Source organism: Salmonella sp. SAL04214 (assembly GCF_046550615.1).
Classification (GTDB): domain Bacteria; phylum Pseudomonadota; class Gammaproteobacteria; order Enterobacterales; family Enterobacteriaceae; genus Salmonella; species Salmonella enterica.
The window spans coordinates 77,909-98,921 of the sequence record NZ_JBGDXT010000015.1; the positions used below are offsets into that span (position 1 = coordinate 77,909).

A 21,013-nucleotide genomic window follows, 5' to 3' on the forward strand; every position below is an offset into this window, starting at 1 on the left:
TCTTTATCACATGACGAAACGCCTCCCGGTCAGGGGAAGATAAAAAAGAATGCGAAGAAAAACCGGGTTAGCTTCATAACTGTTTCCTTTGTGTACGTAAGTACAGTACCCGTACTGTTTTAATCCTGTCAACAAAAAACGCGCCCGAAGGTGCGATTGAAATGCTTGTTAAATAAGGCGCTCTTATTTAAATCAATCAGTTATGAGCGCCTTATCAGCCCTAATTACCCCTAAAGTGCCTTAGTTGGTGGACATTATCTGGACACTCCCGCGCATAGGGTTAAACCGTATAGCATCGGATAAATAGTCCGGGGCGAAGTGAGCATACGTCATTGTTTGCTCAATAGTTGTATGCCCCAGGATTCGCTGTAGCGTGATAATGTTTCCACCGTTAATCATGAAATGAGTAGCAAAAGTATGTCGTAACACATGAAGCGCTTGTCCTCTTGGCAGGTCGGGTTTTACCTTACGGAGTACATCGCGAACTCGTTCATAGTTAGTGTCAAATAACTTTCCTGATTTGCGCGTAAGGATGTAGTCAGCTATCTCTTGTGAAATTGGAACTGTCCGGGCGGGGCCAGTTTTAGTCTTGACGAAAGTTACACGATTACTGATAACGTGTTCTGCTTTCAGATTACTGGCTTCGCCCCATCGCGCCCCTGTATTTAGGCATAACACGACAACCCTACGATCATCACCAGTGAGTGCCATTAATAAGTCCCGGATCTCCTCTTCTGACAGGAAGGACATTTCTGTGTTTTCCAGGCGTAGTTTACGCACCTTGTGAAATGGGTTTTCATGATGAAACTCCTCCATATCAATCAGCAGCCTAAACATGCTGGACATAGTACAAAAGTCCCTGTTTACCGTTCCGGCAGACACACCATCATGTAGCCTGCTTGCGCGATACTTCATTAAAAAATTACGGGTCAGTTCGTAAACTCTGGGTTCGCCCATTTCACGGTTAATCTTTTCTAGCCGTTTTTTGTATGAGTCACCGTAATTATGGTTTTTACCGTGGTAACTCCACCATAGCGCGATCAAATCAGACAAAAGTCTTCTGTCTGCTGGTTTATCCTGCCACTCTTTATCGTGGAAGTTTGTCAAAACATATTTTTCATATGCCTGAGCTTCTGACTTCCTGTTGAATTTTCGGCGAATCCTCTTTCCTGAAGTTCCGCGCGGTCTTACGTCCACTTCATAACGACCATCATCGAGCTTCTTAATCGACATAGCGAAGCCCTCCGACATTCGAATCATTATGTAAATTATGTGCTAATGCGTATAGAAAACAGACAATTAACCAGCCTTCTGGGCGGAGTGGGATGATTTTTTGTCGTCTTGCCCATCAGGGGAGAGAGACGGCGCGATCTGTCCCGCTGCCGGTGCTGTTTTGCCTGTCATCAGCCAAAGTGTATATTTTTCAAACCGCTGTACTCCAACAGCACGTTCAACAATTTCAGCTCTGGCCGATTGATGTCCAGATTCATATTTTTTTACTGTCCCAATAGCGACTCCGGTAAGTTCCGCAAAACTTTTCTGGGTTAAACCTTCGGCCTTACGTATCTGGCGGAGTTTCTCCGCATAATCTCTTGACATGGTTCTTAAATTGCAACTATCATCGGTTCTCGTATAAGAACCTTATTTAACAAACCCTAGAACGCCCTAAGATGCTCTAGGAACCCAAACTGACGGAGGATAACACAGATGAAAGAGCTATCCGAAAACGAGATTTCATTACTGGTGACACCAGAACTTTTTGCTACCTACATAGGTAAAACACCGTCTGCGATCCGAAAAATGGCTTCTGCTAATAAGTTGCCAGTTGTACGCATGAAAGATCCTGATAATCCCTCGAAAAAAGGGGGAGAAATTTATATTCATCGTGGCGAATGGGATGATTACGCAGCTTACCTTGCACAGGCTGCACCGCCTGAGTGGCATAACTGGAAAAACCGCTTATTTACATCTGAACCAGGAATCTTTAAGGAGTGGGCTAAGCGAGTTTTTACGACGAGTAAAACAACAAGCCATAATAAAAAATAATTTTTTAATTTATTCGGGATTCACTATGAAAGCGAAATACGCCACGCTTATTCGTAGCCTGTTACGTACCTATCGCGAACAGGCAAGTGCTATTGAGAAGGAGTCATTCTCTGTTCATAGCGATGGTATCCAGTTAATGGAGCTAAATTTAAAACTGGCGAAGTGTCTCGAAGGTATGTCTTTAATGGCCAGGTTTAATAATGAATTTGAGGATTATTGTGAACTTCACGAAATTACTATGATGGCTTTTAACGGGAGTATTCCGGTTGATGATAATATTCCAGGCCTTATTTCACTCGCTTCATGCACTGTAAAAAATAATAAATCTGCTGTACAACTTACCGCCGTTCAACGTTAAGGAAATACCATGAAACATTTAATGATTGACCTTGAGACAATGGATAATAAACCAACCGCTGCAATTACTGCTATCGGTGCTGTTCTGTTTAATCCGGAAACGGGTGAAATGGGGGAAACATTCTATCGTCGTATCAGTCTTACAAGTAGCGTTGATTACGACTGCACGATGGGCGCAGATACAGTGTTGTGGTGGCTGCGTCAGTCCATCGAAGCAAAGAGCGAGATTATTAATGATGCGAATTGTCCGCTGGATACCGCCATATCTGACCTTTTCCATTTTATCTGTGAACTCACTGATGCACATCATTTACAGGTCTGGGGTAATGGAGCGTCATTCGACAACGTTATTCTTCGTCATGCTGCAAATAAGGTCGGCTTGTTAAGCCCGATGTGGAATTACTGGAATGATCGTGATGTAAGAACAGTAAGTGCACTGGCTAAAGCTTTGGGACTGAATATTAATAATATTATTAAGTTTGAAGGCGTCAAACATCACGCTTTATATGATGCTATCCATCAGGCAAAAATTGTTTCTTATGTCTGGACGTACCTCATGAAAATAGCCAGTGTGAAATAATTATGCTGATAGTGACCTCTCATGCGAGTGAAAGTGTCATTAACAAGGCATTTTCAGTACTGACAGAATATTACAACGGCAAAAAGGTTTATCAGGTTATTAAGCCGAATCATTATTTTTCTGTTCATGTATCCTATCGCTGGCGTCTGCTTAGTAAGAATAAGGGCAGGAGCTGGGAATTAATGACGCATGAGCGATATAATAAACAGTATAAAATATAATTTTTGCCTTTCTTCCACTATTCATATCTGGATTATATATGAACGCTACGATACAACGTGACGTTGTGCGCCGCCTTGTCCGTGACTTTGAATTTAAAGAAAAAGATAAATATTTGCAGCAGGGCATATGCCCTGCCTGTCATAAACGTGAGTTATTTACCAGTATTGAGAAACCCTGGATTCTGAAATGTGGCCGCGAAAATAACTGCGGTCATCAGGTCGTTGTTAAAGAGCTGTATTCAGATATTTTTGAAGACTGGTCTAAGCGTTATCAGGACACGCCCGAAACCCCACATGCGGCGGCAGAAGCCTATCTGCGTGAGGCCAGAGGGCTGAATACGGAACCACTGAAAGGCAGTTTTACCCAGGGCGCATTTGTGAAGGATGGTATGGGGTCTGCCACTGTCCGGTTTAAGTTGTCATGTGGTGCCATGTGGGAGCGTATCATTGACCAGCCGCAGCGCTTCGGAAAACAAAAAGCGAATATCAAAGGAAGCTATGTTGGTCACTGGTGGGTACCGCCTTTTATTAACCTGCTGGAAGTGAACGAAATCTGGATCACCGAGGGCATTTTCAATGCACTGAGTCTTTGTCAGGCTGGCTTACCTGCGGTGGCAACACTGAGCAGCAATAATTATCCGCTGGCCGCGCTGGATACACTGGCCAAAGAATTGGGTGAAAAACCACGCCCGCGCCTTGTATGGGCGTTTGATGGTGATAAGGCCGGTACAAAACACACACTGGCTTTTGCTGCGCGCAGTGATGCCGCCGGCTGGAAAACGCGCGCCGCGCAGCCGGTGAAATCATCGTCTTGCCTGGACTGGAATGATTTGCTGCTACGTGACCGTTTCAGTAAATCAGACATAAAAAATTACCGCTATTATGGCGATCTCCTGCTGGCGAAAAGCCCGACTGAAAAAGCCCTTCTTATGCATCAACATAATGAATGGCATTCGTTTTATTTTGAGTATGGCTCACGTATGTACTGGTTTGAGCTGGATCTTGACCGGTACACACGCGCACTGGATCGTATTACCAATACCGGAACCGAAGTCATACAGGAATGGGAGGCCAGAGAAAAAGCTGTTAAAGAGTCCGGATGTGTCACGGAAATTGCCAACTGCTGGCTGACTCCCCTGTATTTCCAGCGTTCTGAACCCACGGACGAGTCCTGGTATTATGTGAAGGTGAATATGCCAGACAGACCGGCTGTGAAAGACACCTTCACAGCAAATCAGCTTACCAGCTCCGCCGAGTTTAAAAAGCGGTTGTTGCATATTGCCAAAGGGGCTGTGTATACCGGGAGTACCAAACAGCTGGATAAGTTTATTCAGATGCGTCTTCCCGAAATCAAAGAGGTTAAAACGCAGAATTTTATTGGTTACAACAAGGATTATTCAGCGTGGTTGTTTAATCGTGTGGCCGTTTGCGATGGCCGGCTGTATGAAATGAATGACGAGGATTATTTCGAAATTAACCATGCAAGCGTAAAAAGCCTGAGTCTTACGCCTGTACTGGATCTGAATCCAAAGCTGAATGAATTTACCACAGGCTGGATTGACGATATCTGGACGGCGTTCGGTGAAAAAGGATATGTGGCGCTGGCGTTCTGGCTGGGGTCACTCTTTGCTGAACAAATCCGCGAACGTGACAAGTCATTTCCGTTTCTGGAGATTGTCGGCGAACCCGGAACGGGTAAATCAACGCTTATTGAGTTCCTTTGGAAACTCGCTGGCCGTGAAGAATATGAAGGTTTTGATCCATCTAAATCGACGGCCGCAGCGCGCGGGCGTAACTTTGCTCAGGTAAGTAACCTGCCGGTGGTGCTAATTGAAGGTGATCGCACCACGGACAACGCGAAACAGCGTGCTTTTGACTGGGATGAACTGAAATCACTGTATAATGGTCGGGCATCCCGCGCAGTAGGCATCAAATCCAACAATAACGAGACATATGAACCGCCATTCAGGGGAAGTATCGTTATCGCACAGAACGCAGATACAGACGGCAGTAAGGCGTTTCTGGAGCGTATTATCCATATCTACACTGACAAACGTGGCCAGTCCATTCAGACGCGACATGCCGCAGAGCGGCTTGAACAAATCCCTGTCAGTCGGGTGTCCGGATTCACGTTACTGGCGGCCATGCGTGAAAAAGAAATTATGGATACGTTCAGCAGGAGTTACGAACGCGCCCGTAATGAACTGGAGTCTGATGCGGATATTCGCCATATTCGTATTGCAAAAAATCACGCGCAGCTGGCTGGTCTGCTGGATGCGCTCGCGATTGTTGTAACGTTGCCGGTTGAGCGCATAGAAAAAACCCGTGCGGCTATCACTGCACTGGCCGTGGAACGCTGCCAGGCACTTAAAAAGGATCATCCTATGGTTCAGGAGTTCTGGGAGTTGTTTGATTACCTGGATGAACTGGCACCTTATGGCATCAATCATTCGTCTGATGAGAATGAAATAGCGGTTAATTTTAACCACATGGAGGAAGTCGCCGCTGCACACCGGCAGCGCATACCTTTTACCTTAACGGAAATCAAAAAGCTGCTTAAAAACGGTAATGAACGCCGTTTCATCAGGCAGGGAACCACACGCAGCGCAGTAAGTGAGCGTCATAATCGCGGTAAAGGGGATATGTCCAGAATGCCTGAGACCTTCCGGTGCTGGATATTTGGTCGAGAGAAATAAAAAAGGCACCGTGTGCGGTGCCATGTGTTATGCGGCCAGACTGGCTTTTAATAAATCCAGCGTCATTTGCTTCTGTTCTGGTGAGAATGAATTAATGATGGTCTGTAACATCATATCGCCTGTCTTCGCACTGGGGCTGAGTGTGTGGGAGAATGTCAGATTCAGTACAAATGTATGTCCGCACTCCACATCCGTACAGGCGCAATAAATATCTGAAATATGGGGGTGTTTGGGATTGGTTTTTCTGATAACCGCTTTTGCCCCGCACTCCGGACATTTTACTTTCAGTACCCGCATATCCCTCGCTCCGTTAATCTGAAAACGCTGATATTTTAGCCTTTTTCTGGACATTAATCACCTTCCAGCTCACTGTCTTTCAGGAAATTAAGGTACAGGTGGGGCGGTACATCACTTTCCTGCGCCACTGCGGCGCTGAACATACGCTGAATGGGTAAAATCTCCGCTTTACGGTATGTTTTAGCCGCTTTTTCAATATCGCCCATTATAGCTCCGTTGGTGGGGATAATCCCTGCCAGACCTGCCGGAAAACGATGCGCGGTCAGCACGTCCTGGGCGCTGATGCTTTTGATGTTCTGAAACTCATCTTTGGCGCTGATATCGCCAATCGGGATAAATTTGATGCCATCCGGATCGCCTTTGGGGATGTTCACAAACATGGTGCTGAAGTTCCCGATCCCCTTCGACTGCTCCAGCTTCTGAATGATTTCTTCTTCCACTTCGTCGGTCATATTCGGGTCGTTGCAATAAATCATGCCGCCCGTGTGACCACCGTTGTGGTAGTAACGCCGACGAAAAATCGTGGCTTCACCGTTGAGCATGGCGGAGTGGATGCCGCTGATGTAATCCGGAAGACCATAAATGGCCTGTTGCGGGTCGTACTGCCTGAGAAAAATAATATCTTCAGGCGGATAAATTACCGGTTCACCCTGCTGAAGTACAACAAATTCCCCGGTCTTACGCTGGCGGGTATAGAGTGCCGGCAGCGGGTAAAGTGCGATTACATCCCCCCAGCCGTTACGTACCTTGAGAATGGCCACATCACCGAACGTCAGCCAGTCAAACACGGCCGCGCCCAGTTGCTCATGCGTCAGGCCGCCGCCATCATAATTTGCTGTCACCATATTGCGGCGGGCATACAGCACGCCACCGTGCTGCGCGTTCAGGTTTACCAGTTGCGCCAGCGCCAGCCGGTCAATCGGGAGCGTCCAGTGTTCCGCTTCATTGTCATACCAGACGTCTGTATAGTTCGTGCCGGTCGTCAGAATGGGTTCTGGCTTACCCAGCGTGATAAGGCTCATATGGCGCGGTCTGGTAACGGTGCGGCGTTCCCTGTATTTCCGTTTTTTCATGCTGCTTTCCCTAAGTTGCCCCAGCGTGATTTTCGCTGGTTTTCAAAGTTTAATGGTTCGTTGTCAATGGCATGGGCGATAGCCCAGAAGCTGTCAGCGTGGCCGGTTTCAGCTGTGCGGTCGGCGACAAATGTCATGGCGTTACCGCTGGCCGTGGACGTTCTGCGGATGGTCATAAAGCTGGCAGCGATTTCCGTCTTCTCCTTATCCCATTCCACGCGGTTGTCTTCGATAACGTCGATCATCTTCATCACCAGGCGGTTTTTCGTTTCCACGCCGTAGCGGATAGCCACCGCCTGACGCATGGCAAAATGCTGCACATCCTCAAAGACACCACTCCCCAGCCCGGTGATATCAATGCCGATGTAGGTCATGTTGTACTGGCCAAACAGCTTCTTAATTTGTGCCGCCTGCCATTTCCAGTTCATTCCCTGCCAGTGGAATACGCGCAGCACGCGAAATTTTTCGCCCGCCACGATCGGCGGCGCGATAATCACGAAGGTGGATGTGTCCCCGCTGCGTGCAGGGTCATAGCCTGCCCACACTTCACGATTGCCGAATGGCCGTGGCAGGTTTTCGTCATGATCCTCCCAGATATCCGGATCAACACAGCAACGTTCGACGTGGGAGAACGAAAATACGCTGTCCTTGCTGTCCACGAACACGCACATGTACAGCATGTTGAAGGTGTCGCGGTTGTAGCGGTTGCGCAGCTTATCGATGCTGGCCAGGTTAAACCCGCCTGCGATCGCGTCTTCCAGCGTGATGATGTAGCGCCACTGGCCATCAGGACATAACCGTCCGCCGTCACGCAGCTCCTTCTCTGTTGGGAACGCCACGCGTGCGCGTTTTTTGTCGCCGCGCTTCCACTCTTCGCCTGTCCAGAACGGGTATGCCTGGTGTGTTTTGCTGCTGGGTGTGGAAAAGTAAGTGGTGCGCCATTTGTCGTGTGTGGCCATTGCGCTGGCCACTTCGTTTAACTTTGCAAAGTTGGGTACCCAGAAATATTCATCACAGTACAGATGGCCACTGTATGACTGGGCGGTGTTCTTGTTGGTTGACAGGAAGCGCAGCTCCGCGCCGTTGGACAAACGGATGGGGTTGCCGGTCAGCTCCACGCCGAAATACTGCTCCGCAATGTTGACGATATAGCTGCGGAATACTTCAGCCTGGGCTTTTGAGGCGGACAGGAAGATTTGTGGATCACCTGTCATAACCGCATTCTCAAACGCTTCTATTGAGAAATACCAGGTTGCGCCAATCTGGCGGCTTTTCAGGATGTTCCTGATTTGCTGATGAAGATTGTCGCGAAGGTGTTTCTGGTAGCCGAAAAGGTGCTCCAGCGCGAAACGGTCAAAATCCTCCTGGGTTAAGTGGCTGATATCGTTCTTTTTGTATTTGCCGCGTTTTCGGTGCTTTTCGTCGCCACAGGACTGGCGGGACGCCGGCGCATCACTTTCACTGTGTTTAATTTCTGCCAGCTTTTCCTGATGCTTATTATGCTGTGCACGGAGTTTCACCAGGTGAGAAACGAGGCTGTCCAGCTCCCGCAGCTCCAGTTCCGATTTCCCTTCACGTAATGTCAGTGACTGAATACGGCGGTTTAATGCGTCTTCTGTTGATTCATGACTGAGTAATTCCGCCCAGCAATATTTCTCCGCCCAGTAATAGACGATACGTCTGTTAGGCAGATTAAGTTCATCGGCAATTTCCTGCGGAGTATATCGTTTTAAATAGAGTGCCCGTGCAACGCCTTTTAATTCTTCACTGTATTTCGCCATTGGCTTCCTTGCCTTTATGTCAGTACTGTCTTTTCGGTTAAATCCGGAAGCAGTGGTATGTATGAATTATTCAGCAATTTGGTTTTCTTTTTTGAAAATAATTTCGTGGATATACGGATAAGCGACATAACCGAATTATTCCGGAATGAAGTGAATGCGGAAGCTAATTTTATTGGCGATACTGAAAACCGCAGCAGGAAGGGAGGCAATATGTCAGCTTCACAACTGGCAACAAACTGGATTTGTATCGCTACTGCGGGTGAAACGGTTGATAAGCGGGCTATTGAAGAGCAATGGCTACTGGATGCCGCTGAGTTATACGACCCCTCTTTGTATACGGCGCTGTTATGGCCGGAGCATTCCCGTAATTTCGGGAATATGGGGGAGGTGCTGGAATTAAAAGCTGAACGTGATGATGAAGGTATTTTGCGTTTATATGCTCGTTTATGTCCTGGTATTTCGTTACTTCAGGCGAACGCCAACGGGCAACTTTTATTTTTGTCGCCGGAATTCACACCGGACGGTAATTTCCGGAACACCGGTAAAACCTATCTGGAAGGGCTGGCAGTCACTGACAGCCCGGCAGGAGTGAGCACCACACGGCTACGTTTCAGCCGCACCAAAGGAAAACGCATCGGCCCGTATAAGCCGCTGGCGTTTGATGAAGTCAGGGAATTTAAAAAGGAAAAGGGAATGTCAAAGACCGCGAAAAAGGGCTGGCGCCATTTTTTCAGTATTGAAGAACCAGAAGCGACCGCGGAGCAGGAAACATCACAGCCTGATGCTTTACAGGCGCTCGCTGAAGCGCTGGATGCGATTGATAAGCGTGTATCTGCCATTGAAACCCGTTTGGGTGAGGCGGAAGAAGCGGTATCTGATGTCCAGGAAGATGTGGACACCGTTAAGGAAGTGGTGGATACCGAAGATTTTGCGCGCCTGGTGGGCAATCTGCCGGAGCTGGTGAAAAACTTCAGCAAACTGAACAGCAAAGTTACCCAGTTGCCGGATAAAAAATTCAGCAAGGGCAAAAAAGGCTTCAATTTCCTGTAAGGGATAACACAACTTTTCTTTAAGGAAAAAGAATATGCAATTAAATGCGAAAGCCCGTGAGTTTCTGCGCCAGTACCACAATGGTCTGCGTGAATCCTACGGTGCGACCGATGGCGACCGCTGGTTTGCGCTGTCAGATCCGAAAGAAACCCAGATGCGTAATGCGCTGCTGGAGGAGTCATCTTTCCTGAATCTGTTGACGGTTGCTGATGTGGATCAGTTACAGGGGCAGGTGGTTCCGGTTGGCAGTTCTGGCCTGTATACCGGGCGTGTGCTGGATGGCCGTTTCCGTAAAAAAGTGGGCGTCAGCGGGAATGATTACAGGCTGGTCGAAACAGATTCGTGTGCCGCACTGACCTGGCAGTTGCTTTCTGTCTGGGCGAATGCCGGCGATGAAAACGAGTTTTTCCAGCGCGTCCAGGAGTTCACCAATCAGGCGTTTGCGCTGGATATGCTGCGTATCGGGTTTAATGGTACCAAAGTGGCAGAAACCACAAATGCGGAAACCAACCCGAACGGCGAGGATGTGAACAAGGGCTGGCATCAAATCGTTAAAGAGTGGAAGGACGGCCAGCAGATCATCACTGATAAGGTTGTGCTGGACGGTGACGGTAAAGGTGATTACGTGTCGCTGGATGCGATGGCATCCGATCTTATCAATGCCAAAATTCCGGCACAGTACCGTAATGATCCGCGTCTGGTGGTTCTGGTAGGTGCTGACCTGGTGGCGGCGGAGTCGTTCCGTCTGTATCAGAAAGCTGATAAACCCACTGAAAAGATTGCGGCACAGCTGCTGTCTGACAGTATCGCCGGCCGTACGGCTTATGTTCCGCCGTTTATGCCAGGCAAGCGCATGATTGTTACCACACTGCCTAACCTGCATATCTACACCCAGCGCGGTACGCGTCAGCGTAAAGCGGAGTTTGTGGAAGATCGCAAGCAGTATGAAAACAAATACCTGCGTAATGAAGGCTATGCCGTGGAATATCCGGAACTGTATGCCGCATTTGACGAAAGCGCGGTAACGATTGGGGCAACGGCTGCACCGTCAGCAGGCGCATAACGGGGGAAATGATGCAGTTGTCACCGGCACAGCGACACAGCGCGCGTATTGCAGCAGAACGGCTGCTGCGTCAGCAACAATCTCTCGACAGTGAAACCAGTCTGCACGTCCAGATTGCGGCACTGGAAAAGGATGTGGCAGCGGCCGCAGCGATTAGCAACCGTGCGGAGCGCATGGAGTTCAAGCGTGATGTGCTGTTGCCCCGCTGGATGCCGACCGCACAAACCTGGCTGGAAAGTGACAGCATGCATCAGAATCCCGTTTTTGCCTGGTGTGTCATCTGGCTGTTTGATACTGGCCAGTTCGATCAGGCGCTGGACTGGGCGGATGTGGCCATCGAACGGGGGCAGGAAACCCCGGCCGCGTTCGGCAGTGCGTTCCCGGTGTTTGTGGCCGATACGGTACTGGCCTGGGCGGAGACGGAAGCCGCACAGGGGCAGGATGTGGAGCCGTATTTCAGCCGCACGCTGGGAAACGTTATGCAGCACTGGAATGTGTATGAGTTCATCAAGGCCAAATATGTGAAATTTGCCGGTCTGCACCTGCTACGCGATGAGAACGGAGAGCCACGCGCAGCGGCAACGGAAGACAGGGATGTATTGCTCCGGGCGAAGGATTTGCTGGAGCAGGCGAAGGGATTCGACCCTAAATGTGGCGTTGGCACGATGTTGCAGCGTATTGCTGCCCGTCTGCGGGCGCTTGAAAAATAGTCATCGGAGAGTTCAAAAATGGGGTTTAAACATTCGCTTGGGCAAGCAGTGAAGATTTCTGTCAGCGGTGAGAAAGGGCATGTGAAAGCCCGTGCAGAATACACCCACTGCTGCAATCAGTATCTGATCCACTATCAGGCTGCTGATGGCCGTGCGGTTGATTCGTGGTTTGAAGAAGGCGAGATTCAGGCCGCAGTAAGCGGCGAATAAGACTACCGACCCGAAAGCGGGCGCGGTGGAGGGGATCGCATTAGCGTATCGCCCGTGGAAACCGGCCAGCCCGCTTTTTTCCGGAGGAACAGGATGTTCAGCGGAACTGCAATTGATTTTGATGATGCCATTCTGACGAATGATGGCTTCTGGCCAGACCTGAGCGTGAAGGATTTTCAGTCCCAGCGTGCTATTCCTGCCGATATCGACGCAGCCACCATCCGTCAGGCGCTGCTGACCGCAGCCGGTGAAATCAATGATGATCTGGTCAGGGTAGTGGCAGATTGTCGCCTCAGTGGCCATGCAAGCGCGGCGGACGTTCCGGGCGTTGAGATTGACGGTGAAAATCTGTTGTGCGCCCGTTACCGCAAGGCTGTTTTTGCCCGCGCCAAAGCTGACCTGATGGGCGAATTTGCGTCTGTTGGTCGCCGTGAAAGCCATCCGGGGCAGGAAAGCGATGAAACCCGCTCCAGTCTGATAGCGGAATCCACGCTGGCGGTACGGCGTATCAAAGGGCTGAAACGCATCACGGTGGCCATGATATGAGCCAGCTTACCGAATTAACGGATTTTCTCATTGCGAACATGCCCAGACGGGCAATGCAGGGATTTGACAGCCAGATGGATGAAATCGCATTCATCCCGGCACAGCGTGACACCGGGCTGGGGCAGTATCGCATTGCCATCATTCGTTATAACGCCGTGCTGACGTGGGAGCGTTATCCCTACCGTGAGTACGATCCCAAAATTCTGATGGCGTTATTTATGTCGTGGCTTTGTCAGGATGAGCGGGCGCTCTTTGAGGAAACCGGCATTGATGCCGAACTACCGGAATTTGATATCGAAACCATCGACCAGGAAACCGCCATTATGGTGGTGACGTTGCCAATGGTGGAGGAACTGAATCTGATCCCCGATCCCAAAGGTCAGATCCCGTTTGATGGCCAGCGCTGGAAGCTGGCAAACCCCGAAGTCTGGACGGCGGATGAGGTGACGGTGATCCCCGTCAATGAGGGGGAGGAATGATAAATGGCGAACTGAACCAGGAACAGTTCCGCCAGCTACAGGAGGCGCTGAAAAAACTGGATTTGCCTCCTGCCAAACGTCGCCGGCTGTTGTGGCGCATGGCGAAATACGGCGTGGAAACCGCAGCAAAGCGCAATGTGCGCAACCAGCAGTCACCGGAGGGGGATAAGTGGCAGGGGAGACAGACCCGGCGTAAAGGCAAAATGTTGCGCAATATGCCGAAACTTATCCGCATCCGTGAAATGCCGGAAACGGATTCCGTCAGGTTGTATCTGGCCGGTGGCCATTACCGGAATGCGAAGGGAAATCTGCCTGCCGGCGTGGTGGGTTATGTCCAGCAGAATGGCATGAGCGTAACCGTCAACCGCAGGCAGGTGGAAGGCCGTGAGCAGGGGGATAAACCTGCATCACTGCGACAGGCGAAACGTCTGCGTAAGGCCGGGTATAAAGTCAGGCGCGGCAAGCGCTGGCGTAAGCCCGGTTATAAGGAAATACAGGAAAAAATGACCGCCAGACAGGCAGGTTTGCTTATCCGGATACTGGAGGACAAACCGGTCAAAACATCCTGGCAGATTGATTTATCTGCCAGGGCGTTTCTGGGGATAGGTCAGGATGATTTTAACAGAGCGCTGGCACGACAGCTTCAGGCTATCGGGTTCGGCTGGGATGTTAACGCGCAGGATATCAGGGGGAGAGCATGACCTGGCCAATCGTAACCGTTAACCAGGTAAACCAGTTACTGGGTGAAACCAAAGAGGTGGAACGCACGTTGCTGTTTATCGGTACGGGTACCAAAAATGTGGGAAAAACTCTGGTTGTTAATGCACAGAGTGACTTTAACGCGCTACTGGGTGAGGGAAACAGTCCGTTAAAAAGTGATGTACTGGCTGCACTGGCGAACGCCGGGCAGAACTGGTGGGGGTTCATCCATGTGCTGGCCGCTGACAGTGAGTCAGGGGCGTGGGTTGATGCCGTCAAAGCTGCACAGGTTTCCTGCTCGGTGGAAGGCGTGGTGCTGTCGGATGATGTGGCTGCAAAAGAGCAGATTAACCAGGCGGCAACGTTGCGATCCGAACTGATTGCAAAATACGGTCGCTGGGTGTGGTTCATTCTGGCCGTACAGGGTATGCAGGAGGATGAATCACAGGCGGATTATCTGAAACGTCTGTCCACTCTTCAGCAGGGTATTGCTGAAAAAGCGGTGCAGCTGGTTCCGCGTCTCTGGGGGAATGAACCGGGTGTTCTGGCCGGTCGCCTCTGTAATCGCGCTGTTACCATCGCTGACAGTCCGGCGCGGGTAAAAACCGGGCCGTTACTGAATCTGGGCAGCGATGAACTGCCGGAAGATGGCACCGGGAAAACACTGGAGCTGGCCACCCTTAAAGCGCTGGAAGCGCAGCGCTACAGCGTGCCGATGTGGTATCCGGATTATGACGGCTTTTACTGGGCTGACGGTCGCACGCTGGATGTGGAAGGAGGTGATTATCAGTCCATTGAGACGCTGCGTATTGTGGACAAGGCCGCCCGTCGTGTCCGTCTGCTGGCTATCGGTAAGATTGCCGATCGCTCCCTGAACAGTACACCGGGAAGCATTGCCGCACACCAGACGCTGTTTGCCCGTCCGCTGCGTGAAATGTCCACGGCGGCCAGCATTAACGGTGTGTCATTTCCGGGCGAAGTGAAGCCACCGCAGGACGGTGACGTGACCATTGTCTGGAAGAACAAAAAGGCGGTGGATATCTACATTGTGGTGCGTACGTATGAAGTACCACTGCAAATCACCATCAGTCTGTTACTGGATGCGAGTCTGGAGGCCAGCGCATGACCAAACGTATTTCAGGGATGTCCTTTGACGTCTACGTGGACGGCGACCTGATCCATATTGAAAAGATTTCGCTGGATATCACCGACAACAGCGCCGCAGCTCAGACACGCGGTGTACCTGACGGCTATGTCGACGGCGATGTGGCCGCAGAGGGTGAAATTGAAGTCAGTTCAAAAGTGCTTCAGGTACTGACGGCCAAAGCCCGTTCAGCCGGTTCATGGCGGGGCATTCCCCCTGTGGACTTCCTTTTTTACGCCAAAGCCGGCAGCGAAGAAATGAAGGTGGAAACCTTCGGTAATAAGCTCCAGCTCAATAGTGTACTGGATGTTGATCCGAAGGGCAGCAGCGTGTCCACGCATAAAATTAAATACTTCGTGACCAGTCCGAAGTTCGTCAACATCAACGGCGTTCCGTATCTGGAAGCGGAGGCCACGGAAAACCTGATTGGATAAGGGGCAGCAGGGATGCAGGACTATGAAAAGGGATTTATTGCCCTTGTGGTTATGGGGGGGCTGATTGCACTGGGGAAACTACTTAACAGTGACGAGCCGATTACCCTTCGTCTGGTGGCCGGCCGTGTCATTGTCGGGGCCGGGTTATCTGTTATTGCCGGCGTTGCTCTTTACTTTGTACCAAATATTCATCCGCTGGCATTGCTGGGATTTGGTTCTGGTCTGGGGATTCTGGGACAAAACGTGGTGGAAGCATGGTTACGTAAACGTGGATTTGCCGGAATTTTGGGCAAGGGGGTGACAAAGTGACACTGAGCGAAAAACAACAGTTGTTTACCATTATGGTGGCAAATCTGATCCACTGGGCAGAAGAACACGGCTACCGGCTGACGTTCGGGGAGGCTTACCGCACGCCGGAACAGGCGGCGCTGAACGCTAAAAAGGGTAGCGGTATTACCAACAGTCTGCATACCCGGCGTCTGGCGGTGGATTTTAACCTGTTTGTTAACGGCCAGTACCAGACCCGCACAGAGGATTACCTGCCGCTGGGCGAATACTGGGAGTCACTGGGCGGCAGCTGGGGCGGGCGCTTCAAATCCAGGCCGGACGGCAATCATTTCAGTCTGGAACATGATGGGGTTCGCTGATGGATCGTGTGGTGGCGGGCTGGCTTGTGACGGTTGTTCTGGCCTTCTGGGCAGGCTGGAAGGCGGCTAACTGGCAGCGTGACAGTATCGATCTGGCCATCAGCCGGTCAGCCAGCGCTACCGGGGAAACGCTGGCGAGCGTGGCCAGTGAATCCGGGCGAAAACTGGAAGAACAACTGGAGGCTTTGAAAAATGCGCCGCCGCGTGAAATTCGTACGGAGGTGGTTAAACCGGTGTTTACTAACGTGTGCCTGTCTGATGACTTTGTCCGCATGTACAACGACGCCGTCACCAGTACCGAACTTACGTTATCAGGAAAACCTGAAAACTAAATGTGCCACGCAGCTGCCGCGCCTGAATGGCACGCAGGGAAAAGATGCGGCGGAATTACTGACACTTTATCTGGAGTTATACGGGCAGTGTGCTGCACGTCATAACACGCTGGTTGATGAAATTAATTTAAGAGAGAATATTATTTATGGAAAAAATTAATCTGATTGTATGTAAGAAAGAAATTACGTTTGAACCAAATCAGACGGCTTATAATAAATTCATCAATGAAATGGCAATGGATAATAAAGTGGCTCCAGCCCATAGTTATCTTATGCGTATTGTTGTACCAGAGTGTAAAGAAGCGCTGGAAGATATTCTGAAGCGTCCGGGGGCAGCGCTTCAACTTGCAGGTAAAATCAATGAGCTTTATGCGCCAGAGCTGGAAATTGAAGTAAAAAACTGACAAAGCGAGTCCGGTCAATCGAACAGAACGGACTCGAACAATATCTGATTTTACGGCGTCATTATTTACCGCACGGTCAGGATTCCGTGGATGATATTTCCGCCGCTATCTGGCTGGATAATCGCCACTGGGAAAATACGCGCATAGCGGTTGCTAACGGAATAAGCACCGCATTTAAAGGTTCAGGATGAAACAGTTAGATTTTACATTAAGCCTGATTGATAAACTGACGCGCCCGTTAAAGCAGGTGCAGAGCAGTGTCACAGGCTTTGCGGAAAAATCGAAAGCGGCCTTTACGCAGATTGGGGGCGGTGCGCTGGCTTTAGCCGGCACAGGGATGGCCATCAAAGGGGCGTTATCGCCGGCTATTGAGATGTATGACGCACTGAATGACGCTGCGGCAAAAGGGATTGATGATCAGGCTTTAAAGGCTGTCCAGCGTGATGCGCTGCGGTTCAGTATGACCTACGGTGCCAGCGCGGTGGAGTTTGTTAAGTCCACAGAAAATATTAATGCCTCCATTGCCGGCCTCGCCGGTAATGAGCTGCCGAAAGTGACAAAAGTTGCTAATACCCTGGCATTTGCCCTGAGATCCACATCTGCCGAAACGGCGGAATTTATGGGGCAGATGTTCGGTAACTTTTCCGCTGATGCGGAGCGTCTGGGCAAGGTTCAGTTCGCTGAGCAGTTGGCCGGAAAAATGGTGTATATGCGCAAGGTCTTCGGTACCGAAATGGGCACTATCAAAGACCTGATGGAAGGGGCGCGGGGCGTTGGTACCAACTACGGCGTCGGACTGGATGAACAGCTGGCCGTACTGGGGCAGCTTAACCGCACGCTGGGAACGGAAGCCAGCAGCGCTTACGAAGGCTTCATGACCGGAGCCATTGAGGGCGGTAAAAAGCTGGGGCTGTCCTTTACGGATGCCACCGGCAAAATGCTGTCCATGCCTGAAATGCTGATCAAGTTACAGGGCAAGTATGGCAAAAGCCTGGAAGGGAACCTGAAAGCACAGGCGGAGCTGGATGCGGCATTTGGTGACAGTTCGGCGGTGGTGAAACACCTGTACGGCAATGTGGCCTTACTGCAACGTAACATCACTGAGCTGGGCGGTTCTGACGGGCTGAAGCGTACACAGGAGATGGCCGGCAAACTGGTGAAACCGTGGGATCGCTTTGTACAGATCCTTAAGTCTGTTCAGACCGTCATTGGACTGACGTTGATCCCCGTCCTGTATCCGGTGCTGAACCGCCTGGCTGATATGGGACAGACCTTTGCCCGCTGGATGCAGCTATTTCCCAACATTGCGCGTGTTATCGGTTATGCGGCTATGGCGTTGTTGGGGTTTGCTGCCGCCGGCGCAATAGCTAACATCGTTCTGGGCGTCTCAAAACTTATCAAGCTGGGCGCGATTGCTCTCTGGAAGACACTGACTTCAGTCACGAAGATATACACCGCCACCGTCTGGATTGCCTCAAAAGCTGTAGCGGCATGGAATCTGACGCTTAAATTTCTGCGTGGTACGCTTCTTGCGGTTCGTATGGCGGCAATTATGGCCGGAATTGGCATAAATCTGATGAGCTGGCCGGTTCTGCTGGTTATTGGTGCGATTGGCCTGCTGGCAGCAGGGTGTTATCTGCTGATTAAACACTGGGACGATGTACAGGCGGCGGTGATGAATACGGCAGCGTTTACCGCTGTGGCTGGCGTTGTCGAATGGCTTGCCGGTGTGTTCTCGACGGCATGGCAATGGATTAAGGACGGCTGGAACGGCTTTATTAATCTGCTGACGGGATTTTCACCTTCACAGGCATTAAGCGGGATGGCCGGTGGTATTGTATCCATGTTTGATAATATCTGGCAGTCCGTTAAAGGTAGCTTCCTGAAATCATGGAACTGGATTGTAGAAAAGTTGAATAAAATACCCGGTGTCAATATTTCGCTGGCTAACGAGTCACCTCCGGCACTGACAACAAATACGCTTTCTACTGGTGGAGAATTAAAAGGAATTGATAAAGGTGGTATCAGTAAATCTGTCAGTAATAACTCAAGGGCTGTGACGGATAACAGCCGGAAAATTAATACTGTCAATATCTATCCAAAAGAAATGATAACGCCGGGGCAGTTAATGGAGTTTCAGGAGCTGGGCGTATGAATGAAATCCTGTATGTTGATTTATTAATTCAGGGAAATGACTTTGTCCTGAATACCGGTAATGAACCTGAATTATGTAATAACCGTAAAAGTATCGGGCAGGACATTATTCATTCCATTATTGAAAGCGGTCTGGCGACGGAATTAATTGCCGAGAGAAGCCCGACCATGCGGGCAGATATTTTTACCCGCATGGAATTACTGATTGAAGATGATGAGCGCATCGTTCCGGGGACGGTGGAAATCGGTGAAGAAAGCCGGACACGGTTGTGGATCACGGCCAGTACTTATGACTTTGGCGGAATATCGGTACAGGTGGATTTATGACGGAAAAGCCACAGGTTGACTTTGAAGAGGTGGTGAAAGCCAGCGGTATGCCGGTGACGGAAGAAGAGATTCGCGATCGCTTTAATGCCATTGCGACGGAGGAGGGAATTATCACGAATACCTCCCGTATGTCTCCGTTCTGGCGACTGGTCACGGCCATTGTAACCGCGCCGGTGATGTGGCTGAAGGAGGTTCTGATCTCCACCGTACTGGCAAATATGTTTGTGGCCACGGCCAGTGGAAGCATGTTACGGCTGCTGGCATGGGCGGTGAATATCACGCCGAAGCCCGCCAGCGCTGCACAGGGCGTTATCCGTTTTTACAAGGAAGACGCCAGCGCCGTGGTGACGGTGAAGGCCGGAACGGTGATACAGACAGAACGTATTAACGGCAGGGTGTATGAACTGGCCATCACGGAAGATGTGGTGATCGCCTCCGGTACCGCCAGCGCACTGCTGCCGGTAAAGGCAACGGGAACGGGCGGCGCATATAACCTTGCGCCGGGATATTACCGCATTCTGCCGGTGGCCGTGGACGGCATCAGCCATGTGGCCAGTGAAGAGAACTGGCTGACCGTACCGGGCGCGGATGAGGAAAGCGATGATGAGCTGCGTGAGCGTTGCCGTAACCAGTTTAACCTGGTGGGCAACTACCACACGGACGCGGTGTACCGGTCGATGATAGCCGGTGTTGCCGGACTGAGCATTGACCGGATTTTCTTTGAGCACGAAGCACCGAGGGGGCCGGGGACAGCCAACGCCTATTTATTGCTGGACAGCGGCGTGGCTTCTGCGCCGTTTGTGGATGCCGTGAATGACTATATCAACACGCAGGGGCATCACGGCCACGGGGACGATATGCAGTGTTATGCCATGCCGGAAACCCTGCACGATCTGGCGGTCACTGTCTGGGTCAGGAACCTGAACAACATCAGTGATGATGAACAGAAGCGCCTGAAGGACGGTATTGAAAACCTGATCCGGTGCGCCTTCCGGGAAAATACGGACTATGACGTCAGAAGGACGTGGCCGTATTCACGGTTCTCCTTCTCGCAGCTGGGGCGCGAAATCCATAAAAACTTTCCGGTAACGGAATCGCTGAATTTTTCGCTGGATGACATTGCCAGTGAGCTGAATGTGCCGCGCCTGAAATCGCTTGTGGTGAGTATTGAGAATGAATGAGTTCATGAAAAAACTGGCCGGAATGGTACTTCCCTCCTGGATGGACAGGGGCGAGCCGCGAAAACTGCTGCAAACGGCGCGGCGATTCTGGGCGGAGGTGTACGGCTGGGTGACGTGGCCACTGAACCAGTTTGATCCGCTGACCTGTACACCGGCATTACTTAACCTGCTGGCGTATGACCGGGACATTTCCCGCTTTGACGGGGAGCCGCTGGAACTGTTCCGCAGGCGTGTGGCGTATGCCTTCGTGAATGCGCGTGACGCCGGTTCTGTTGAGGGATTTATCAGTATCTTTGAGCGGCTGGGGATCGGGTACGTTGAACTGATGGAGCGCCAGCCGGGCATTGACTGGGATGTGATTCAGGTTCGCGTCACGGACAGCCAGATTGCGACTAACACGCAGTTGATGATCCAGATTATCCGGCAGTACGGGCGGACATGCCGCCGTTACCAGTTTGAAGTGATCACGTCCGAACGGCTGACTATCCGGGCGGGATGGGATCAGGGGGAATATGTGGTTTATCCGGCAGCACTGAGCGGTACGGAAACCAGCAACGCGACGTACAGCGCAGGGTTATAAGG

General features: G+C 50.8%; 29 protein-coding genes and 1 other annotated feature (1 of these 30 only partly in view). Of the genes, 23 read left to right on the forward strand and 6 right to left on the reverse strand.

Annotated features, from left to right (window positions below):
* Nucleotides 1-78 (reverse strand) — a sequence feature (Phe leader region); it reaches 48 nt to the left of the window's first position.
* The 3 genes from pheL to ACLJQD_RS21020 all read right to left on the reverse strand — a co-directional run bounded on the left by pheL (nucleotide 30) and on the right by ACLJQD_RS21020 (nucleotide 1,599).
* A complete protein-coding gene (gene pheL, locus ACLJQD_RS21010) occupies nucleotides 30-77 on the reverse strand; it encodes a pheA operon leader peptide PheL (RefSeq protein WP_010989056.1) in 48 nt (15 codons plus the stop codon). (Overlaps the previous feature by 48 nt.)
* 162 nt (nucleotides 79-240) lie before the next feature.
* Nucleotides 241-1,233 (reverse strand): tyrosine-type recombinase/integrase, encoded by a 993-nt coding sequence (locus ACLJQD_RS21015; protein ID WP_024136262.1) that lies wholly within the window; start codon nucleotides 1,231-1,233, stop codon nucleotides 241-243.
* A gap of 66 nt (nucleotides 1,234-1,299) precedes the next feature.
* Complete coding sequence (locus ACLJQD_RS21020; protein ID WP_000085723.1) at nucleotides 1,300-1,599, reverse strand: helix-turn-helix domain-containing protein; 300 nt, start codon at nucleotides 1,597-1,599, stop codon at nucleotides 1,300-1,302.
* A gap of 108 nt (nucleotides 1,600-1,707) precedes the next feature.
* Here ACLJQD_RS21020 and ACLJQD_RS21025 point away from each other — a divergent pair, with 108 nt between their 5' ends.
* From ACLJQD_RS21025 to ACLJQD_RS21040, 4 genes are all read left to right on the forward strand, one after another.
* Entirely contained in the window at nucleotides 1,708-2,046 is a 339-nt protein-coding gene (locus ACLJQD_RS21025; protein WP_000661530.1) for a Cox family DNA-binding protein, read from the forward strand.
* Nucleotides 2,047-2,071: 25 nt separating this feature from the next.
* Complete coding sequence (locus ACLJQD_RS21030) at nucleotides 2,072-2,404, forward strand: hypothetical protein (protein WP_000645096.1); 333 nt, start codon at nucleotides 2,072-2,074, stop codon at nucleotides 2,402-2,404.
* 9 nt (nucleotides 2,405-2,413) lie between these two features.
* On the forward strand, nucleotides 2,414-2,983 hold the full coding sequence (locus tag ACLJQD_RS21035; RefSeq protein WP_000681786.1) for a 3'-5' exonuclease: 570 nt from the start codon (nucleotides 2,414-2,416) through the stop codon (nucleotides 2,981-2,983).
* 259 nt (nucleotides 2,984-3,242) lie between these two features.
* Complete coding sequence (locus ACLJQD_RS21040; protein WP_000994502.1) at nucleotides 3,243-5,900, forward strand: toprim domain-containing protein; 2,658 nt, start codon at nucleotides 3,243-3,245, stop codon at nucleotides 5,898-5,900.
* A 27-nt stretch (nucleotides 5,901-5,927) separates the two neighbouring features.
* On the opposite strand, the gene ACLJQD_RS21045 is transcribed toward ACLJQD_RS21040, so the two are convergent.
* The 3 genes from ACLJQD_RS21045 to ACLJQD_RS21055 are packed head-to-tail and all read right to left on the reverse strand — an operon-like array spanning nucleotide 5,928 to nucleotide 9,051.
* Nucleotides 5,928-6,197: an ogr/Delta-like zinc finger family protein gene (locus ACLJQD_RS21045; RefSeq protein ID WP_001264830.1), complete on the reverse strand. Its 270-nt coding sequence runs from the start codon at nucleotides 6,195-6,197 to the stop codon at nucleotides 5,928-5,930.
* A gap of 53 nt (nucleotides 6,198-6,250) precedes the next feature.
* Complete coding sequence (locus ACLJQD_RS21050) at nucleotides 6,251-7,270, reverse strand: phage portal protein (RefSeq protein ID WP_000746493.1); 1,020 nt, start codon at nucleotides 7,268-7,270, stop codon at nucleotides 6,251-6,253.
* A complete protein-coding gene (locus ACLJQD_RS21055) occupies nucleotides 7,267-9,051 on the reverse strand; it encodes a terminase large subunit domain-containing protein (RefSeq protein ID WP_001151938.1) in 1,785 nt (594 codons plus the stop codon). Before ACLJQD_RS21055 ends, ACLJQD_RS21050 begins: the two co-directional genes overlap by 4 nt.
* A gap of 210 nt (nucleotides 9,052-9,261) precedes the next feature.
* Here ACLJQD_RS21055 and ACLJQD_RS21060 point away from each other — a divergent pair, with 210 nt between their 5' ends.
* The 19 genes from ACLJQD_RS21060 (at nucleotide 9,262) to ACLJQD_RS21150 (ending at nucleotide 21,011) form a co-directional block, all read left to right on the forward strand.
* Nucleotides 9,262-10,101, forward strand: coding sequence for a GPO family capsid scaffolding protein (locus ACLJQD_RS21060; RefSeq protein WP_031603163.1), 840 nt, complete (start codon nucleotides 9,262-9,264; stop codon nucleotides 10,099-10,101).
* Nucleotides 10,102-10,135: 34 nt separating this feature from the next.
* Nucleotides 10,136-11,164: a phage major capsid protein, P2 family gene (locus tag ACLJQD_RS21065; RefSeq protein WP_001176504.1), complete on the forward strand. Its 1,029-nt coding sequence runs from the start codon at nucleotides 10,136-10,138 to the stop codon at nucleotides 11,162-11,164.
* An 11-nt stretch (nucleotides 11,165-11,175) separates the two neighbouring features.
* Nucleotides 11,176-11,874 carry a phage terminase small subunit gene (gpM, locus tag ACLJQD_RS21070; protein WP_001177275.1) on the forward strand — a complete coding sequence of 233 codons (699 nt, stop codon included), beginning with the start codon at nucleotides 11,176-11,178 and terminating at the stop codon, nucleotides 11,872-11,874.
* A gap of 18 nt (nucleotides 11,875-11,892) precedes the next feature.
* On the forward strand, nucleotides 11,893-12,084 hold the full coding sequence (locus tag ACLJQD_RS21075) for a hypothetical protein (RefSeq protein ID WP_000505908.1): 192 nt from the start codon (nucleotides 11,893-11,895) through the stop codon (nucleotides 12,082-12,084).
* A gap of 93 nt (nucleotides 12,085-12,177) precedes the next feature.
* Nucleotides 12,178-12,630 carry a head completion/stabilization protein gene (locus ACLJQD_RS21080; protein ID WP_000491223.1) on the forward strand — a complete coding sequence of 151 codons (453 nt, stop codon included), beginning with the start codon at nucleotides 12,178-12,180 and terminating at the stop codon, nucleotides 12,628-12,630.
* On the forward strand, nucleotides 12,627-13,109 hold the full coding sequence (locus ACLJQD_RS21085; RefSeq protein WP_000080872.1) for a phage tail protein: 483 nt from the start codon (nucleotides 12,627-12,629) through the stop codon (nucleotides 13,107-13,109). The genes ACLJQD_RS21080 and ACLJQD_RS21085 overlap by 4 nt, the downstream gene beginning before the upstream one ends.
* The gene (locus ACLJQD_RS21090) at nucleotides 13,106-13,810 is read left to right on the forward strand and encodes a hypothetical protein (RefSeq protein WP_000606932.1); all 705 of its coding nucleotides are present in this window, start codon (nucleotides 13,106-13,108) and stop codon (nucleotides 13,808-13,810) included. Before ACLJQD_RS21085 ends, ACLJQD_RS21090 begins: the two co-directional genes overlap by 4 nt.
* On the forward strand, nucleotides 13,807-14,934 hold the full coding sequence (locus ACLJQD_RS21095; protein ID WP_000220185.1) for a DUF2586 domain-containing protein: 1,128 nt from the start codon (nucleotides 13,807-13,809) through the stop codon (nucleotides 14,932-14,934). Before ACLJQD_RS21090 ends, ACLJQD_RS21095 begins: the two co-directional genes overlap by 4 nt.
* Nucleotides 14,931-15,386, forward strand: coding sequence for a phage protein (locus ACLJQD_RS21100; RefSeq protein ID WP_000166745.1), 456 nt, complete (start codon nucleotides 14,931-14,933; stop codon nucleotides 15,384-15,386). The genes ACLJQD_RS21095 and ACLJQD_RS21100 overlap by 4 nt, the downstream gene beginning before the upstream one ends.
* A 12-nt stretch (nucleotides 15,387-15,398) precedes the next feature.
* Nucleotides 15,399-15,695 carry a phage holin family protein gene (locus ACLJQD_RS21105; RefSeq protein ID WP_001154426.1) on the forward strand — a complete coding sequence of 99 codons (297 nt, stop codon included), beginning with the start codon at nucleotides 15,399-15,401 and terminating at the stop codon, nucleotides 15,693-15,695.
* The gene (locus ACLJQD_RS21110; protein WP_000175558.1) at nucleotides 15,692-16,033 is read left to right on the forward strand and encodes a M15 family metallopeptidase; all 342 of its coding nucleotides are present in this window, start codon (nucleotides 15,692-15,694) and stop codon (nucleotides 16,031-16,033) included. Before ACLJQD_RS21105 ends, ACLJQD_RS21110 begins: the two co-directional genes overlap by 4 nt.
* Complete coding sequence (locus ACLJQD_RS21115) at nucleotides 16,033-16,365, forward strand: hypothetical protein (protein ID WP_000376377.1); 333 nt, start codon at nucleotides 16,033-16,035, stop codon at nucleotides 16,363-16,365. Before ACLJQD_RS21110 ends, ACLJQD_RS21115 begins: the two co-directional genes overlap by 1 nt.
* Nucleotides 16,292-16,525 (forward strand): hypothetical protein, encoded by a 234-nt coding sequence (locus ACLJQD_RS21120; protein ID WP_014344474.1) that lies wholly within the window; start codon nucleotides 16,292-16,294, stop codon nucleotides 16,523-16,525. Before ACLJQD_RS21115 ends, ACLJQD_RS21120 begins: the two co-directional genes overlap by 74 nt.
* Nucleotides 16,512-16,769 (forward strand): putative phage tail assembly chaperone, encoded by a 258-nt coding sequence (locus ACLJQD_RS21125; RefSeq protein WP_000411498.1) that lies wholly within the window; start codon nucleotides 16,512-16,514, stop codon nucleotides 16,767-16,769. The genes ACLJQD_RS21120 and ACLJQD_RS21125 overlap by 14 nt, the downstream gene beginning before the upstream one ends.
* Nucleotides 16,770-16,816: 47 nt before the next feature.
* Nucleotides 16,817-16,960 carry a DUF6890 family protein gene (locus ACLJQD_RS21130; protein WP_371061717.1) on the forward strand — a complete coding sequence of 48 codons (144 nt, stop codon included), beginning with the start codon at nucleotides 16,817-16,819 and terminating at the stop codon, nucleotides 16,958-16,960.
* The gene (locus ACLJQD_RS21135; protein WP_000811099.1) at nucleotides 16,957-18,924 is read left to right on the forward strand and encodes a phage tail tape measure protein; all 1,968 of its coding nucleotides are present in this window, start codon (nucleotides 16,957-16,959) and stop codon (nucleotides 18,922-18,924) included. The genes ACLJQD_RS21130 and ACLJQD_RS21135 overlap by 4 nt, the downstream gene beginning before the upstream one ends.
* Entirely contained in the window at nucleotides 18,921-19,250 is a 330-nt protein-coding gene (locus ACLJQD_RS21140; RefSeq protein ID WP_001002797.1) for a DUF2590 family protein, read from the forward strand. The genes ACLJQD_RS21135 and ACLJQD_RS21140 overlap by 4 nt, the downstream gene beginning before the upstream one ends.
* Nucleotides 19,247-20,431, forward strand: coding sequence for a baseplate J/gp47 family protein (locus tag ACLJQD_RS21145; RefSeq protein ID WP_000136921.1), 1,185 nt, complete (start codon nucleotides 19,247-19,249; stop codon nucleotides 20,429-20,431). Before ACLJQD_RS21140 ends, ACLJQD_RS21145 begins: the two co-directional genes overlap by 4 nt.
* On the forward strand, nucleotides 20,424-21,011 hold the full coding sequence (locus tag ACLJQD_RS21150) for a phage tail protein (protein WP_001001823.1): 588 nt from the start codon (nucleotides 20,424-20,426) through the stop codon (nucleotides 21,009-21,011). Before ACLJQD_RS21145 ends, ACLJQD_RS21150 begins: the two co-directional genes overlap by 8 nt.
* The last annotated feature ends 2 nt before the right edge of the window (nucleotides 21,012-21,013 follow it).

Excerpts from the sequence above, each read along its gene's own strand:
- ACLJQD_RS21035 (WP_000681786.1), top strand. The coding sequence starts at position 2,414 with ATGAAACATTTAATGATTGACCTTGAGACAATGGATAATAAACCAACC.
- ACLJQD_RS21125 (WP_000411498.1), top strand. The coding sequence starts at position 16,512 with ATGGAAAAAATTAATCTGATTGTATGTAAGAAAGAAATTACGTTTGAA.
- ACLJQD_RS21115 (WP_000376377.1), top strand. The coding sequence starts at position 16,033 with ATGGATCGTGTGGTGGCGGGCTGGCTTGTGACGGTTGTTCTGGCCTTC.
- ACLJQD_RS21095 (WP_000220185.1), top strand. The coding sequence starts at position 13,807 with ATGACCTGGCCAATCGTAACCGTTAACCAGGTAAACCAGTTACTGGGT.
- ACLJQD_RS21055 (WP_001151938.1), bottom strand. The coding sequence starts at position 9,051 with ATGGCGAAATACAGTGAAGAATTAAAAGGCGTTGCACGGGCACTCTAT.
- ACLJQD_RS21090 (WP_000606932.1), top strand. The coding sequence starts at position 13,106 with ATGATAAATGGCGAACTGAACCAGGAACAGTTCCGCCAGCTACAGGAG.
- ACLJQD_RS21030 (WP_000645096.1), top strand. The coding sequence starts at position 2,072 with ATGAAAGCGAAATACGCCACGCTTATTCGTAGCCTGTTACGTACCTAT.
- ACLJQD_RS21105 (WP_001154426.1), top strand. The coding sequence starts at position 15,399 with ATGCAGGACTATGAAAAGGGATTTATTGCCCTTGTGGTTATGGGGGGG.
- ACLJQD_RS21080 (WP_000491223.1), top strand. The coding sequence starts at position 12,178 with ATGTTCAGCGGAACTGCAATTGATTTTGATGATGCCATTCTGACGAAT.
- ACLJQD_RS21020 (WP_000085723.1), bottom strand. The coding sequence starts at position 1,599 with ATGTCAAGAGATTATGCGGAGAAACTCCGCCAGATACGTAAGGCCGAA.
- ACLJQD_RS21150 (WP_001001823.1), top strand. The coding sequence starts at position 20,424 with ATGAATGAGTTCATGAAAAAACTGGCCGGAATGGTACTTCCCTCCTGG.
- ACLJQD_RS21100 (WP_000166745.1), top strand. The coding sequence starts at position 14,931 with ATGACCAAACGTATTTCAGGGATGTCCTTTGACGTCTACGTGGACGGC.
- ACLJQD_RS21120 (WP_014344474.1), top strand. The coding sequence starts at position 16,292 with ATGACTTTGTCCGCATGTACAACGACGCCGTCACCAGTACCGAACTTA.
- ACLJQD_RS21015 (WP_024136262.1), bottom strand. The coding sequence starts at position 1,233 with ATGTCGATTAAGAAGCTCGATGATGGTCGTTATGAAGTGGACGTAAGA.
- ACLJQD_RS21135 (WP_000811099.1), top strand. The coding sequence starts at position 16,957 with ATGAAACAGTTAGATTTTACATTAAGCCTGATTGATAAACTGACGCGC.
- gpM (WP_001177275.1), top strand. The coding sequence starts at position 11,176 with ATGCAGTTGTCACCGGCACAGCGACACAGCGCGCGTATTGCAGCAGAA.
- ACLJQD_RS21060 (WP_031603163.1), top strand. The coding sequence starts at position 9,262 with ATGTCAGCTTCACAACTGGCAACAAACTGGATTTGTATCGCTACTGCG.
- ACLJQD_RS21145 (WP_000136921.1), top strand. The coding sequence starts at position 19,247 with ATGACGGAAAAGCCACAGGTTGACTTTGAAGAGGTGGTGAAAGCCAGC.
- ACLJQD_RS21085 (WP_000080872.1), top strand. The coding sequence starts at position 12,627 with ATGAGCCAGCTTACCGAATTAACGGATTTTCTCATTGCGAACATGCCC.
- ACLJQD_RS21075 (WP_000505908.1), top strand. The coding sequence starts at position 11,893 with ATGGGGTTTAAACATTCGCTTGGGCAAGCAGTGAAGATTTCTGTCAGC.
- ACLJQD_RS21025 (WP_000661530.1), top strand. The coding sequence starts at position 1,708 with ATGAAAGAGCTATCCGAAAACGAGATTTCATTACTGGTGACACCAGAA.
- ACLJQD_RS21065 (WP_001176504.1), top strand. The coding sequence starts at position 10,136 with ATGCAATTAAATGCGAAAGCCCGTGAGTTTCTGCGCCAGTACCACAAT.
- ACLJQD_RS21050 (WP_000746493.1), bottom strand. The coding sequence starts at position 7,270 with ATGAAAAAACGGAAATACAGGGAACGCCGCACCGTTACCAGACCGCGC.
- ACLJQD_RS21045 (WP_001264830.1), bottom strand. The coding sequence starts at position 6,197 with ATGCGGGTACTGAAAGTAAAATGTCCGGAGTGCGGGGCAAAAGCGGTT.
- ACLJQD_RS21040 (WP_000994502.1), top strand. The coding sequence starts at position 3,243 with ATGAACGCTACGATACAACGTGACGTTGTGCGCCGCCTTGTCCGTGAC.
- ACLJQD_RS21140 (WP_001002797.1), top strand. The coding sequence starts at position 18,921 with ATGAATGAAATCCTGTATGTTGATTTATTAATTCAGGGAAATGACTTT.